The 14320-nt window shown below is 60.5% G+C and carries 11 protein-coding genes; 1 reads left to right on the top strand and 10 read right to left on the bottom strand.

Going from position 1 to position 14320, the window contains the following annotated elements; all coding sequences use genetic code 11:
• Positions 1-44: 44 nt before the first annotated feature.
• The 6 genes from JNX03_RS06820 to JNX03_RS06845 all read right to left on the bottom strand — a co-directional run bounded on the left by JNX03_RS06820 (position 45) and on the right by JNX03_RS06845 (position 8204).
• Positions 45-686 carry a cell wall hydrolase gene (locus JNX03_RS06820; protein ID WP_203211650.1) on the bottom strand — a complete coding sequence of 214 codons (642 nt, stop codon included), beginning with the start codon at positions 684-686 and terminating at the stop codon, positions 45-47.
• 128 nt (positions 687-814) lie between these two features.
• Entirely contained in the window at positions 815-3382 is a 2568-nt protein-coding gene (locus tag JNX03_RS06825; RefSeq protein WP_203211651.1) for a putative PEP-binding protein, read from the bottom strand.
• Between the two features lie 105 nt (positions 3383-3487).
• Entirely contained in the window at positions 3488-5716 is a 2229-nt protein-coding gene (glyS, locus tag JNX03_RS06830) for a glycine--tRNA ligase subunit beta (RefSeq protein ID WP_203211652.1), read from the bottom strand.
• A gap of 114 nt (positions 5717-5830) precedes the next feature.
• Entirely contained in the window at positions 5831-6646 is an 816-nt protein-coding gene (locus tag JNX03_RS06835; protein WP_231024160.1) for a DUF1206 domain-containing protein, read from the bottom strand.
• A gap of 67 nt (positions 6647-6713) precedes the next feature.
• Positions 6714-7238, bottom strand: a complete 525-nt coding sequence (locus JNX03_RS06840) for a DUF6446 family protein (protein ID WP_203211653.1) — start codon at positions 7236-7238, stop codon at positions 6714-6716.
• Positions 7239-7265: 27 nt separating this feature from the next.
• Positions 7266-8204 carry a glycine--tRNA ligase subunit alpha gene (locus tag JNX03_RS06845; RefSeq protein WP_203211654.1) on the bottom strand — a complete coding sequence of 313 codons (939 nt, stop codon included), beginning with the start codon at positions 8202-8204 and terminating at the stop codon, positions 7266-7268.
• A 155-nt stretch (positions 8205-8359) separates the two neighbouring features.
• Here JNX03_RS06845 and JNX03_RS06850 point away from each other — a divergent pair, with 155 nt between their 5' ends.
• Positions 8360-10159: a serine protease gene (locus JNX03_RS06850; protein WP_231024161.1), complete on the top strand. Its 1800-nt coding sequence runs from the start codon at positions 8360-8362 to the stop codon at positions 10157-10159.
• Positions 10160-10292: 133 nt separating this feature from the next.
• Here JNX03_RS06850 and JNX03_RS06855 read toward each other — a convergent pair whose 3' ends face one another.
• From JNX03_RS06855 to JNX03_RS06870, 4 genes are all read right to left on the bottom strand, one after another.
• A complete protein-coding gene (locus tag JNX03_RS06855; protein WP_419584929.1) occupies positions 10293-11846 on the bottom strand; it encodes a 5-guanidino-2-oxopentanoate decarboxylase in 1554 nt (517 codons plus the stop codon).
• A 56-nt stretch (positions 11847-11902) separates the two neighbouring features.
• Positions 11903-13351, bottom strand: coding sequence for a TrkH family potassium uptake protein (locus tag JNX03_RS06860; RefSeq protein WP_203211657.1), 1449 nt, complete (start codon positions 13349-13351; stop codon positions 11903-11905).
• A 122-nt stretch (positions 13352-13473) separates the two neighbouring features.
• A complete protein-coding gene (locus tag JNX03_RS06865) occupies positions 13474-13725 on the bottom strand; it encodes a DUF1127 domain-containing protein (RefSeq protein WP_203211658.1) in 252 nt (83 codons plus the stop codon).
• A 125-nt stretch (positions 13726-13850) separates the two neighbouring features.
• A complete protein-coding gene (locus JNX03_RS06870; RefSeq protein ID WP_203211659.1) occupies positions 13851-14306 on the bottom strand; it encodes a DUF2867 domain-containing protein in 456 nt (151 codons plus the stop codon).
• Between the last annotated feature and the right edge of the window lie 14 nt (positions 14307-14320).

A 14320-nucleotide genomic window follows, 5' to 3' on the forward strand; every position in this document is an offset into this window, starting at 1 on the left:
TTTTTCCGGCAGACCAGCACCGGAACACGCCCTTTTGGGCAAATTCAGTTGGAGGCCGTGCGCCAGGTGTGACGGTAGAACAGATGCACACCGATCCGGGCCGTGCGGGTGTAGACGCGCGACCAACGCGGTTTGACCGCCGTTGTGTGGTAATGCGTGGCGCCATCCGTCAGCTCAGGCGCCTTGCCGTCAAGGCTTGCGCGGGCCACTTTCGACACGCGGGCAAAGGCACGTGGCTCAGCGATCACTTCTTTATGGCCATCACAGGTATAGGTGAACTGGCACTGATATTTCTTGCCGGTCCCCTGATTGATCACACCGCAAGGAGTGCTGGGAAAGCGTTTGCTTTCCACCCGGTTCAGGATCACCTCGGCCACGGCAAACTGGCCCTTCACGGTCTCGCCGCGCGCCTCGAAATAAAGCGCCTCGGCCAGACAGCGCCATTGGGCGGACCCTGAGGCTTTGGGCTGCGCGTCGAGCCACTTGCGTGAGAACTCAACATCGGATTTGGCTGCTTTTGGCTCTGTGACCAACGACTTCAATCGTTTGTCCCCGGCAGATTTGAGGCCCTTTGCCTCGACCTTAGCCAGTTCTTCGGCCTTGTCTGCATTGGCTGTTGCGACCACGGGGGTGATCACGATGGCCGACAAAAGTGCCGCGAAAATCGAAGTCTGAAACCAACGCATGCTGCGCCTCGTGTGCTGTTAACTCAGCTGAGCGCCTACCCAGAATCCGCGTTCTGGTAAACCCACCCGTTTGCGGGTGCGTCAATTGTGGAAAAAATTGGCCGGTATTGTTGATCCGCAGGGGATTTCTACCCGATCTTGTGTTGGATTGCGAGTTGTGCTGCGGCAAGTCTTGCTACTGGAACGCGAAACGGTGAGCAAGAAACGTAGTCGAACCCCGATTCCCGGCAAAATGCAATCGATTCGGGGTTGCCGCCGTGCTCCCCGCAGATCGACAGGGTCAATCCCGGCTGCGCCTTGCGGCCCCGCTCTGCCCCAAGCTGCAAAAGCTCGCCCACGCCCTCAACATCGAGAACGTGAAACGGATCTTCTGGAAAGACCCCCTGCTGCACGTAATCAGACATGAAACGCCCCGCGTCATCGCGGGACAGACCATAGGTCATCTGGGTCAAATCGTTGGTGCCAAAGCTGAGGAACGCGCAATGCGGCGCAATCTCGGCCGCCCGCAAGGCTGCACGCGGCGTTTCCACCATCACACCCAACCGGTAAGTAAAGCTGGCATCGCTTTCAGTGCGCACCGCCGCCGCCACCGCATCCACGGAGGTCTTGATCAGCTCGACTTCGCGTTTGGCGCTGACCAGCGGGATCATGATCTCCGGCACCACCGGTTCGCCATCTTTGCTGGCGGCAATGGTCGCCTCAAAGATCGCCCGCGCCTGCATCTCGTAAATCTCCGGCACCGTCACGCCCAACCGAACCCCGCGCAGCCCCAGCATCGGGTTGTATTCGCTCATCGCCTCGATCCGGCGGGTCACATCCGACAAGGGCAGGCTCAATGCCTCGGCCAACTCGCGCTGGCCAATCCGGTCCGCGGGCAGGAATTCGTGCAAGGGCGGATCAAACAAACGGATGCACACCGGCTGCCCCTGCATGATGCGGAACAACTGGGTGAAGTCATCGCGTTGCATCGGCAACAGCCGTTCCAGCACGGCGCGGCGGTCTTCTCCGGTTTCGGCAAAGATCATTTCGCGCATCACGGTCAGGCGGCCGGGATCAAAGAACATGTGTTCCGTGCGGCACAGCCCGATGCCATGGGCGTTAAAGTTGCGGGCGGTCTGCGCGTCTGCTGGCGTGTCCGCATTGGCGCGGATGCCAATGTCGGCGACCTGCTCTGCCCAGTCGAGTAATTTGTTGAATGTCTCGTCCAGCGCGGCCTCTTGCATCTTAACCGCGCCCGCCAGAACCTGACCATTTGATCCATCCAGCGTGATTTCGTCCCCTGCGTTGAACACCCGGCCATCCGGCGCGGTGATCTGCTTTTTCTTCAGGTTCAGTTTCATCGAAGAGGCGCCAACAACGCAAGGCAGGCCAAGCCCGCGCCCGATCACCGCAGCGTGGCTGGTGATCCCGCCCCGTTCCGTCAAAACCGCGCTGGCGGCATGCATGCCGCGAATGTCCTCAGGGCTGGTTTCGCGGCGGATCAGAATGCAAGGTTCGCCGCGTGAGGCGCTGGCCTGCGCCTCGGTCGCGGAAAACACGATCCGGCCCGTGGCCGCACCGGGGCTGGCGGCAATGCCGCGCCCGATCACGTCTCGCTTGGTCTTGGGATCCACCTGCCGGTGCAACAATTCGGTCAATGTGCGCGGTTCCACCCGCATCAATGCCTCTTCGCGGGGGATAATCTTGTCATCCGCCAGTCGCACGGCAATGCGCACCGCCGCCCGTGACGACCGCACCACGCGCACGCCGTCCAATATGTGCAAAGCACCATCCTGAATGACAAATTCGACCTGCATTTCCTCGCGCAGTTTGGCCCGCATCAAAGCGGCATGTTGGGTCAGTTCGGCGAAGGCGTCCGGCACCAGTTCCTCAAGCGACAGGCCGCGCGGGTCTTTGGTCAGGTACAGCGCCTCTGAATCGCCCTGCAGCGCGTCGCGCCCCTGCGATTGGCTAAGGTAGCGGCCCTTGATCTGCGGCAGCCCTGTATCACTGTCCACCAGTTGCAAAACGCCCGACCCGCATTGGCCGGTTCCGACGCCAAAGGCCATCTCTTGCACCACAAGACCAAGCCCCGCATCCGCTGGCGCCCCCTTGGCCTGCCGCAACAGCCGCGCCGAGGTGCCACCCCAGGCCCGCGCCATCGACCGCAACACGCCCGCCAGCTGTTTGGCCGGATCCTGGGGGAAGCTTTCCTCGGTCTCTTGTTCATAGGCCCAGAGCGATTGCTCCAACGCCGCGCGGCCATCGCCGGTCACATCGTCAAACATATCCGGGTCAAGCCGCGCCACGTTGATCGCATAGGTCTGGACAAACCGGGTATATAGCGCCGCTGCCGGCTCCTCGCCCATGGTTTCGCAGAATTCATCGAACCGCGCGCCGTTGATGCCAATGTTCAACACGGCCCCCGGCCCGCCCCAATCAGGGTCTTGGCTGGAGGGGCGCACACAGAGCAACGCCTCTTTGGGAAACTGCGCCACCACGGCATCCACATCGGGCAAATGCCCCTCTGCGATCTTTTGCACCGCATCAAAGGACAGCGCCACCGTGCGCGGCACAGGCAGGTCAAGCCGCACCAGCCGTTGCAGGCATTTCGCCCGCCCGCCGTGGGTGTCATTCGCAATCGGCCCGTCGGCCGTTACCAGCGTTGTATGTGGATTATTCTGCACCGCAGCACCTTTCGTGTTCAGGTGCAGCATAGGCAGTTGACGCCAACAGGCAAGAGAAAGGCGTGAGCAGCTGACTGCATCACGCCTTTGCCTTCGTCAAACTTGCCGTATCAGCCCCGCCGGAGGGGCAGGCGTTTACCCATCAATCCGCGTCAGATCCGCGACCGAAGAACAGGTGGTGCGGATGCGGCTGAGCAGGTTCAGACGGTTGCGCCGCACGGTGCCATTGTCGCTGTTGACCTGAACCGCATCAAAGAACGCATCAATCGGACCGCGCAGCGCGGCCATGGCGGACATCGCTGTGGTGAAATCCTGCGCGGCCATTGCCGGGGCAATCGCGGCTTCGGCCTTGTCCAGCGCGGCGAACAGCGCCTTTTCCTCATCGGTTTCGGCGAATTTGATGTCTGCACCGTAAGAGTATTCCACCCCATCCGCCGCTTCGGCCTGGGTCAGGATGTTGTTGGCGCGCTTGAAACCCTGGATCAGGTTTTCGCCATCATCGGTTGACAGGGTCTCGGACAAGGCACGGGCGCGTTTGACCAAGAGCGTCAGATCATCGTTGCCTTCCATCGCAATGCAAGCGTCGATGATGTCGTGGCGGATGCCTTGGTCCTTGAGGTAGACCTTGAGGCGGTCGTGCAAGAAACCCAGTAGATCCACCGATTTGTCCGGCACCTGTTCACCCAAAGCTTCAAAGGCAGCGTTGCCTTCCCCTTCGGCAAGGCGCGCCTTCACGGTTTTGAATGCCGCCCCGAACACGCCGTGTTCGGCAATTTCTTCGACCAGATCGTGGATCAGGTTTGCCTTGAGGTCGCCATTTGACTGCCCCTTGTTGCGCACCAGTTGCGCGTCGATAAAACGGTCCATGTGCAATGAGATGTCGTTCTCAACCAACATCCGAATTACCCCCAGCGCCGCACGGCGCAGGGCAAAGGGGTCCTTAGAACCCGTCGGCTTTTCATCAATCGCCCAAAACCCGGTCAGCTTGTCGATCTTTTCAGCCAGCGACACGGCAACCGACACGGGCGCGGTGGGCACGTCATCGGATGGCCCAAGTGGCGCGTAATGTTCCTTGGCTGCCGCCGCAACCGCATCGCTTTTGCCCGCCGCTTTGGCGTAATAACTGCCCATAAGTCCTTGAAGTTCGGGGAATTCATAGACCATTTCAGAACTCAGATCCGCCTTGGCCAGCCGCGCCGCCTGCTCTGCCTCATCGGCATCCGCGCCGACCATCGGGGCCAGTTCGCGGGCCAGCACGGCCATGCGTTCGATCAATTCGGCCTGCGTGCCTAGTTTGTTGTGGAAGGTCACATTCTCAAGCGATTTGACCCAAGCGCTCATGCCCTTATCCGAAGTCGCGGTGCGCAGGTCGTTCTCCCAGAAGAACTTCGCATCCGCCAGCCGCGCCGACAGCACCTTTTCATTGCCGGCCAGAATGGTCGCGCCATTGTCCGCCGTGGTGCGGTTGGCCACGGTGATAAACCGTTCGATCTGTCCGGTCTTGGGATTGCGCACGGAAAAGAACTTCTGATGTTCGCGCATAGAGGTCTGAAGCACCTCTGGCGGCAGGCCCAGAAAATCATCGGCAATCTGGCCCATCAGAACCACCGGATATTCGACCAGACCTGCGACCTCGGCCAAAAGACCCGCGTCCTCCACCACTTCCAGCCCATTGGCAAAGGCCATATTGGTGGCGTCATTCCAGATGGTTTCAGCACGCTCTTCGGCGGAAAGCACCACAAAGGCACGTTTCAGTTTGGCCGCGTAGTCCTCAAAGCTGCTGACCTTGATCGCCTCTGGCGCAAGGAAGCGGTGGCCGCGAGTCTCATCGCCGGAGGTGATCCCGTCCACGTCCAGCGCGACAACCTCGGCGCCGTCTTCGGCCGACATGATGCACAAGATCGAATGCAGCGGGCGCACCCATTTCAGGCTACCACTGCCCCAGCGCATGGATTTGGGCCATGGGAAGTTGCGAATGGTCTGTTCAAGCACCTCTGCCACGATCTCGGCTGCCGGGCGGCCCGGCTTTTCGATCATGGCAAAGAGGATCTTGCCTTTGGGGGTATCGCGTTCCTCAAGCTGGTCACGGGTCAGGCCCGCGCCGCGCAGAAACCCTTCGATGGCTTTTTCGGGCGCGTCAGCTTTTGGGCCTTTGCGCTCTTCCACCGTGCGCGGGCTGGCGGCCAGCATATCACCCAGCGCCAGCGTCAACCGGCGCGGTGTGGAAAAGGCCGCAGCAGAACCATAGGTCAAACCCGCCTCTACCAGACCATTGGTCACCAGCTTTTTCAGATCCTCGGCGGCGCGGGTTTGCATCCGCGCGGGGATTTCTTCGGAAAACAGTTCAATCAGCAGGTCTGGCACGGGCGGTGTCCTTCGTCTTGCCGCGATGCGGCGCGTCTTTCGCGCTTGGATAACCGCAGGGGCGGCGTGGGTCCAGCCCCGAAGCGCCTCCGCCATGGCTATAGAACCCGGTCTTTAGCTGGCCAATGTGCGAATATCCGGCGCTGACAGCTTCGGCACGACCCGCCAGCCCGCCTCAACCATATTGTACACGGCAAATGCCACCAGTCCCAGCCCCGCACCCGCCAGCAGGAACCGCCCCAGATAAGCGCTCCGCAGCTGGTCCAGCGCCTGCCCCAGCCCGCCAGCCTGCGACGGATCGGCATTCAGCGCGGCAAAGCCAAGCGACAGGGCCACCAGCGCCAGCATCAGCCCGTAGATGATCAAGCCGGCGGTCAGCACAGGATCAACCTTCTGCGTGAATTGTGAGCGGGCAAGATGTGACTTGTAGCTGCCGCGCCAGCCCTTCTGCATGTAGTAGATCCCGGCCCCGACGAGGATCAACGCCGCCAGCGCCACCAAATAGCGCCCGCCCGGCATCGCCATCAATCGCGCGGTCCAGTCTTGCGCCGCGCTGCCCCCCTGATCCGATCCGGCATAGGCCAGACCAATCACCGACAGCCCGATCCCGCCGTGTATCAGCCCCGTCACGATCTGACCGCCACGCGCAATCAAACCCTTCGGACCGGTTCCATGGTCCTCAACATCCGCGATCCCCGCCGTAACACGCCACACCAGATAGGCCATCAGACCAAGCCCGATAGCCCAAAGCGCCGGAACCCCCATGGGCTGTGCGCGCAGGGCCGACAGCGTGTCTTCGGTGCCGGAGCTGGACATGGAGGAAAACGATGCCCAGAACGCCAGCCCCCCGATCAGGAAATAGATGATCCCGCGGGCGGCATAGCCGCATCGCATGACCCATTTGAGGGTGGAATGTGGGGTGTCAGACACGGGCAAATCCTTTCGCTATGAAAGAACAAGCCGGTAAGGGGCGGTTTGGTTCCGCCTTGAGCGGGGATTAGTCCGAGAGGCTGGACGGAAGCGGCGGACATTCTTCGCCGACAACCGTGCCGTCATAGGCCTTTTCGCCGCAATCGTTCAGTTCGTGCCAGACATAGCCGCGCCCGTCATCGGTGATCGCGACAATCCGGTCAACGCCATAAGCGATGTTCTTTTGGCCCAGAAAGGTCAACGCGGTGCCGGTTTCGATCTCGTTGCCAAGCGCCTCGGCGTCAAAGCAGTCAAACCACCCCGGCGCGTTGCGTGGCGTGGCGCTGTCGACCAGTACATAGGTCTCGGTCAGCAAGGGCAGGCTGAGATCCGTGGTAAAACAGGCCCGGAACCGAATGGGGGAGCTGTCAGCATCAATCGCCTGTATCCCGCCAGCCTCAATGGTTTCCGGCTCTTGCGTGGTAAGAGAGACCAAGGTCACGTCAGCCGCAGGCACCTCGCGGTAGAACCCGTAGATTTGCAGGTAGTACAGGCCAAGGCCCGCAATCAGCGCCGACACCATAATGACGATTCCCACGATCTTGCCGTTCATATCCCTGCCCTCAACCTGGCCACGCTGTTACGCGGCATCCTCGGACCAGCCACCAGCGCGGGTCTGCACAAAGGCATCGGCGCACATCTTGGCCAATGCCCTGACACGCCCGATATAGGCCTGCCGTTCGGTTACAGAGATCACGCCCCGCGCGTCCAGCAGATTGAACATGTGGCTGGCCTTGATGCATTGGTCATAGGCCGGATGCGCCATGATGATGCGCTTGCCGGTCTTTGGATCGGTCGCGGGTTGCTCAAGGATCACCTTGCAATGGGCCTCGGCCTCTTCGAACTGGCGCAACAGAACTTCGGTGTTGGCGGTGTCAAAGTTCCAGCGGGCGTATTCCTCTTCGGTCTGTTTGAACACATCCGCATAGGTCAACGGGATCAGTGCATCAGGATCATTGAACGGCATGTCCATCACATGGTCCACGCCCAGCACATACATCGCCAAACGTTCCAAGCCATAGGTCAATTCGCCCGAGACCGGTGCGCAGTCATGGCCGCCGACCTGCTGGAAATAGGTAAACTGGCTGACTTCCATACCGTCGCACCAGACCTCCCAACCCAGCCCCCAGGCCCCCAGCGTCGGGCTTTCCCAGTCATCCTCGACAAATCGGATGTCGTGCAGATCCATATTGATGCCAATCGCCTCAAGCGAGCCGAGATACAATTCCTGCAGGTTCGGCGGGCTGGGTTTGATCAGCACCTGATATTGGTAATAATGCTGCAGACGGTTCGGGTTTTCCCCATAACGACCATCCGTCGGGCGGCGCGAGGGCTGCACGTAGGCAGCTGTCCAGGGCTGGCTGCCCAAGCTGCGCAATGTGGTGGCCGGATGGAACGTCCCTGCCCCAACTTCCATGTCATAGGGCTGCAGAATCGCGCATCCCTGCTGCGCCCAATAGTTTTGGAGCGCCAGAATGATCGCTTGAAACGACCGGGGTGTTTGCGGCTTTTCGGACATGGAGATCCCCTTTGAACTTGCGCGACTTACCTACGAGCGCAGCCGCGCAGGGTCAATTGCAGCAATGACACATTTTCACCGTGCTTTCCCATGGCATTTTACCGGATTTCCTGCTTATCTGCGGCGAATTTTGGTGAACGAGAGCTGAGTTGACGATGTTGCGCATTCTGAACGTCCTTATGACAACCCTTCTGGCCGTATTTCTGGCCGTGCCAGCCATGGCACAATCACAATCAGACGACGATGTTGTCTGGGTCCAGATCGAGGCACATCCCAGTTTGGCAGCCGCGACCGAACGCGCCCGCGATTTCAGTGGGCAGCTTGAGGATGTGAACGGTTTTGCCCTTGGTGGCGGCTGGTACGGTATTGCCCTTGGCCCTTATCGCCGCGCCGATGCAGAACTGGTCCGGCGCACCTACGTGCGTCAAGGGCTGGTCGCGCGTGACAGCTTTATCCAGCTTTCCAGCCGGTTCCGCCAACAGTTCTGGCCCGTTGGTGCAAATGTGCTGAACCGCGGCGTGATCGAAGCGCCCGCCAGCGTGGGTGCCGCCCCTCCTCCGCAGACCCCCGACGAGACACCCACGCAGGAAACCGCGGCGCAGGAAGAAGCACCCGTGGTGATTGCCGAAGAGCCCGATGAAACCCCGCGTGAAGCCCGCCGGAGTGAGCAATTGCTGAACCGCGACGAACGCAAGGATTTGCAGATTGCTCTGCAATGGGCCGGTTTTTACAACGCCGCCATTGATGGCGCATTCGGGCGCGGCACCCGCAACTCCATGGGCGCCTGGCAAGAGGCCAACGGCTATGAGGTCACCGGGGTTCTGACCACCCGCCAGCGGGCGGCACTAATCAGACAGTACAACGCGGTGCTGGACGGTCTGGGCCTGCAAATGGTCCGCGACGAGACCGCAGGTATCGAGATCATGATGCCCACTGCCGAAGTTGCCTTTGCCCGTTACGAGCCACCCTTCGCCCATTACGACAGCACCGGCAATATCGGCGCAAAGGTCTTGCTGATTTCGCAAGCCGGGGATCAGAACACGCTTTTTGGTCTTTATGACATCATGCAAACCCTTGAGATCGTGCCGCTGGATGGTCCACGCGCACGCAAGAACAATTCGTTCGAATTGATCGGTGAGAACGGCAGCATCATCAGCCAGACACAGGTATCGTTGCAGAACGGCCAAATCAAAGGCTTCACCCTGATCTGGCCCGCAGGTGACGAGGACCGCCGCCGCCGCGTTGTGGCGGAGATGTCCAAAAGCCTGACGCGTCTGGACGGCGCCCTCGACCCCGCAGCGGGGGGAAGCGACACACAGGCGATTGATCTGGTGGCCGGCCTGAAGATCCGCCAACCCAAAATCTCGCGCTCCGGTTTCTTTATCGACGGGCAAGGCACAGTTGCGACCACCACTGAGGCGGTTCAGGCCTGTACGCGCGTGACCCTTGATGGCGACACAGAGGCGGATATTCTGGCTGATGACAGCGCCAGCGGAGTCGCCCTGCTGAAACCACGCGATCGCCTGTCACCGATGGCCGTGGCGCAATTCGGCAGCACCCCGCCCCGCCTGCAATCAGAGATCTCGGTCGCCGGCTATTCCTACGAAGGCGTGCTCAGCGCGGCCACGTTGACCTTTGGCACTTTGGCCGATTTGAAGGGCCTGCGCGGCGAGGAAAACCTGAGCCGCCTGGCGCTCGACGCACAGCCCGGCGATGCGGGCGGGCCGGTCTTTGACGTCAGCGGCAATGTTCTTGGTATGCTGTTGCCCAATGCGCAAAATGGTCAGCAATTGCCGGAAAACGTCAGCTTTGCCATTGAAGGAGCCACGATTGCCGATCTGGTGCAGCAGGCCGGTTTGAGCCTGACCAAGACAGACAATGTCGGATCCGTCGCCCCCCGAGATTTGCGGATCGCAGCGCAAGGCATGACCGTACTGGTCAGCTGTTGGGAGTAAAGGCGGACAGCCTGCGGAGATCTTGAAAACTCCGGAACGATCTTCTCCAGATGATCGGCTGACGATGTCAAACAAGAACTCAACGCCCCGGAGTTATCAAAGACTCCGGGGCGGTTTTTCTAAAAAGATCGCATCACGCCGTCAGCGCCGGTGTGAGATAGATCAAGGTCGGTCCTTCCGCCTCAAAGGCCTCCGAAACCGCGCTCTGCATCTCTTCCAGTGATCCCGGAGCAACCGCACGCGCGCCAAACGCCTCGGCCAGCTTCACAAAATCGGGGTTCTGCGCAATCACCGCATTTGGCGCGATCTGCGCGCCGACCATGCTGTCCTCGATCTCTTTCAGCTTGCCATTGTCCCACAGGATGATCGGCAGGCTGAGACCCAGTTCCACCGCAACACCCAGCTCCTGCATCGTGTAGTGAAAACCGTAATCGCCAATGATCGCCATGGTCGGTTGCCCCCGCCGCGCTACTGCGCCGCCAATCGCAGCAGGCGTGGCATAGCCCAAGGTGCCAAAGCCATATGGATGATGCCAGTGGCCGGGCCGGTCCATGTCCCACACTTCCTTGGCCACATAGGCAAACTGGGTCATGTCCGAATATATCATCGTATCGGCGGGCACTGCCGCACGTAGCGCATCACAGATCGGCACAATGCCCGGACGTTCCGCATCGGTTTCGGCCCGCCAGCGGGCGCGGGTTGCAGCCACCTGTTCTTCGGACCATTCACTGCTGCCTGCTCCGTCTGGCATGGCCCGGGACAAGGCAGACAGGAACGCTTGCGCGTCCGCGTGGATGGCAAAGCTGGCCCCCTGCGGATCGCAGAGCACTTCAGGGTCCAAATCAACCCGGATCATCGGTGCGGTATGACCCAAATGCGCCCGCCACAGATCGACCTCCACCAGTTCGGTGCCGACCGCCAGCACCAGATCAGCTTCGGCCATCACTGCGGCGCTGTCCGCCCGCGCCAGACAGGCTCCGAAATGCAGGGGCGCATCCGGCCCGACGATCCCGCGCCCGGCATAGCTGGTCGCGGAGGCCGCGCCGCTTTTGCGCAGCACATCACGCGCGGCATCGGAGGCCTGCGCCGCCCCGCCACCGAACACGATCATCGGCTTTTTGGCTGCCGCCAGCAACGATGCCACCTCCGCCACGTCATTCGCATGCGCGGCTGGCCGCTTGCGTTTGGGCGTATGCGCCAAATCCGCCGCGGGCGCCTGCGCCTCCAGCTGGGCAATCGGCACCTGAATATGTTTGGAGCGTGGGCGTTTGGTCTCAAACTCCACCAAGGCACGGTCGATCAGCGCATAGGTAGCATTCGCCGACAGGGCCGTTTCCGACCAATCGCACACCGTGCCAGCGGCAATTTCCTGATCCTTCATCTGGTGCAATTGCCCGCGCCGCGCCGCTGTTTCATCGAGACAGGAAGACATCACCAACATCGACACCGAATCCGAATAGGCCTGCCCCATCGGGGTCATGATGTTGCAGACACCCGGTCCGGTGATCACATAGGCCACCCCTGGCCGCCCCGTTGCGCGGGCATAGCCGTCGGCCATAAACCCCGCACCCTGTTCGTGACGGGCCAGCACATGGGTGATGCCTGCCTCTTCGATCCCGCGATACATTTCCTGATTGTGCACGCCGGGAATGCCAAAGATCACATCCACCCCGCGATCCTTGAGCATGTGAGAGATTTGCGCCCCCAAGGGACGGGTGCGGCCAGCGCCGTTTTGATCAGCCATCAGGCCCTCCAGAATTTAACGGTAAGAATGACGTAAACCGCCATCAGTTCGAGACGTCCGATCAGCATCGCGGCTGTCAGGATCCATTTTGCGGTGTCGTTGAGGCTGCTGAAATTGCCCGCGGGGCCGATGATATCGCCCAGCCCCGGACCGATGTTGGCCAGCGCCGCCGCCGCGCCGGAGACCGAAGTCACAAAATCCAGCCCCGTCATGCTCAGCGCCACAGCCACCAATCCCATCGTCACCACAAAGAACATAAAGAACGACATCACCGAGCTCAGAACGTCCTGTCCCACAGGTCTGCCGTCATAGCGGGGGGTGAAAATGCCATGCGGCGACCGAATGCGTCGCAACTGGGCGCGGATCGATGCAAAGAGCAGCTGATAGCGGAAGATCTTGATCGAACAGGCGGTCGACCCCGCGCAGCCGCCAATCAGCCCGATGAAAAAGAACAGCGCCACCGCAAAGGGGCCCCACTGCATATAATCAACAGAGGCATAACCCGTGCCCGAGATAATCGAGGTGATGTTGAACAGCGCCTCTCGAAAACTGCGTTCCCAACCAAAGGAAAAGGTCTGTTGCAACGAGATGACAATCACGGCGACGAGGATCACGATGGTCACGAGGAACCCACGCACCTGCGGATCGCGGTGCAGGGCCAGCGGGTTGCCATTGATCAATTGCACATAGCGCACGAAGGGCAGTGCCGCGAGGATCATAAATACCGTGGCCACATATTCCATCGGCCCCGAAAACGCCCCAAAGGAGGCATCGTAATTGGAAAACCCACCGGTCGAGATCGTGGTCAGAGCATGTACCGTGGCGTCAAACGCATTCATCCCCAGCGCCAAATAGCTCAGGATACAGCCCATGGTCAGCCACAGGTAGATCACCGCGATCTGGGTCGCGATTTCACCGGCACGGGGCAGGATTTTGCCAAAGGTATCAAACCCTTCGGAGCGGAAGATTTGCATGCCGCCCACCTTCAGCTCTGGCAGAAACACCATTGCCACAACGATGATACCAATGCCGCCCAACCATTGCAGAATACCGCGCCACAAGAGCAGCCCCTTGGGCAAGCTGTCCAGCCCCGACAAAACCGTGGACCCCGTCGTGGTCAGCCCTGACATCGCCTCGAACACCGCGTCCGTCACACTGGAATTGGTCTCGCCCAGAATAAACGGCAATGCGCCAAACAACGGCAGCATCAGCCAAACGCCAGTGGTCAGCAAAAAGGTTTGCTGGATCGTCAGCCCTTCGCGCACACCATTGGAACAGGCCAGCGCAATCATGCCGCCGCCCAGTGTGGTGATCAGAAAGGTCTCAACAAAAACGAAGGCATGGCCGCGCCCTTCGGCCAGATCAACCAGCATCGGCAAGAGCATGAAAAGCCCCAGCACCGCCACCAGCAGTCCAACAACATATCCAACAGGGCGCAGATCCATCATGCCGCAGCGTTGGCGCGGGGGCGGGCCAGTGTCAAGCCACGCCAGCCAAACAAAAAGACCCCGCCCGGCCGCGAAAACGCGACGTCAGGCAGGGCCAATTGCGTGTTGGGTGGTGGTGCCGCTCAAACGTAGTAGATGTCTTTGAACACGTAATGCACGATGTCATCGCGTTTGATGTTCAATTCCGCCAATTCGGCGTCCGATTTTGCCCGCAGCCGTTCCACACGGTCGATCCGCCGTTGGCCGGCGGAATTGGCCATGATCGCGCGGCCGAACTTCGAAATGCTATTGGCAATTGCGTCGAGCAGATTGCGGGTCATGGTGATTTCCCGGCCCATTACTTCGGCAGGGGATGCGATGTCGTTATATGCCATTGTTTTATCTCAGCAAATGATTGGAATGTCTTGCCCTCTACATAGGGACAGACATCACCGGGCAGTACCGACAATACTGCATAGCCGCCGCCCGCCCCGCACAGGGCAGCGGCGCGCAAGAAAGATCACTCCGCAGCGTTGACGCGGGCCAAGGCGTCACGGGCGATCATGATGTGAAACGGCAGGATCATCCGCAGATAAAGCTGACCGCCGATGTTGTGGGGATGCACCCAGGTGGCCAATGACACCTGCCCGCCCTGACGCAGAACGGAAACGCGAAAATCGAGGTGGCGGTCGTTGAACCCTGCGATCAGCTCGCCCTCGGTGTCGATCTCAACCGGAAAAATGCCGACCTTGTCTTTGCCTTCCGGCCCATCGTTGGACAGACCGAAGGGCGTCGTCACCCAGCGACGGATCAGCAGCAAGAACTGCGCCCAACCGGGAAATCTGGTGATGATCTCGGCGGCACGGCGCGGGGGCATATCCGCAGCGACGGTATAACAATCGACAAAATCATGCGGCCCGACCCGCGACCAAAGCTGGCTGTGAATGGGAAGATCAATCTTGCGGACCCGTGTCATATCGGCGCTCCCTG

This window comes from Sulfitobacter mediterraneus (assembly GCF_016801775.1).
Classification (GTDB): domain Bacteria; phylum Pseudomonadota; class Alphaproteobacteria; order Rhodobacterales; family Rhodobacteraceae; genus Sulfitobacter; species Sulfitobacter mediterraneus_A.

Excerpts from the sequence above, each read along its gene's own strand:
- JNX03_RS06820 (WP_203211650.1), bottom strand. The coding sequence starts at position 686 with ATGCGTTGGTTTCAGACTTCGATTTTCGCGGCACTTTTGTCGGCCATC.
- JNX03_RS06825 (WP_203211651.1), bottom strand. The coding sequence starts at position 3,382 with ATGCTGCACCTGAACACGAAAGGTGCTGCGGTGCAGAATAATCCACAT.
- JNX03_RS06840 (WP_203211653.1), bottom strand. The coding sequence starts at position 7,238 with ATGAACGGCAAGATCGTGGGAATCGTCATTATGGTGTCGGCGCTGATT.
- JNX03_RS06845 (WP_203211654.1), bottom strand. The coding sequence starts at position 8,204 with ATGTCCGAAAAGCCGCAAACACCCCGGTCGTTTCAAGCGATCATTCTG.
- JNX03_RS06850 (WP_231024161.1), top strand. The coding sequence starts at position 8,360 with ATGTTGCGCATTCTGAACGTCCTTATGACAACCCTTCTGGCCGTATTT.
- JNX03_RS06855 (WP_419584929.1), bottom strand. The coding sequence starts at position 11,846 with ATGCTCAAGGATCGCGGGGTGGATGTGATCTTTGGCATTCCCGGCGTG.
- JNX03_RS06860 (WP_203211657.1), bottom strand. The coding sequence starts at position 13,351 with ATGATGGATCTGCGCCCTGTTGGATATGTTGTTGGACTGCTGGTGGCG.
- JNX03_RS06865 (WP_203211658.1), bottom strand. The coding sequence starts at position 13,725 with ATGGCATATAACGACATCGCATCCCCTGCCGAAGTAATGGGCCGGGAA.
- JNX03_RS06870 (WP_203211659.1), bottom strand. The coding sequence starts at position 14,306 with ATGACACGGGTCCGCAAGATTGATCTTCCCATTCACAGCCAGCTTTGG.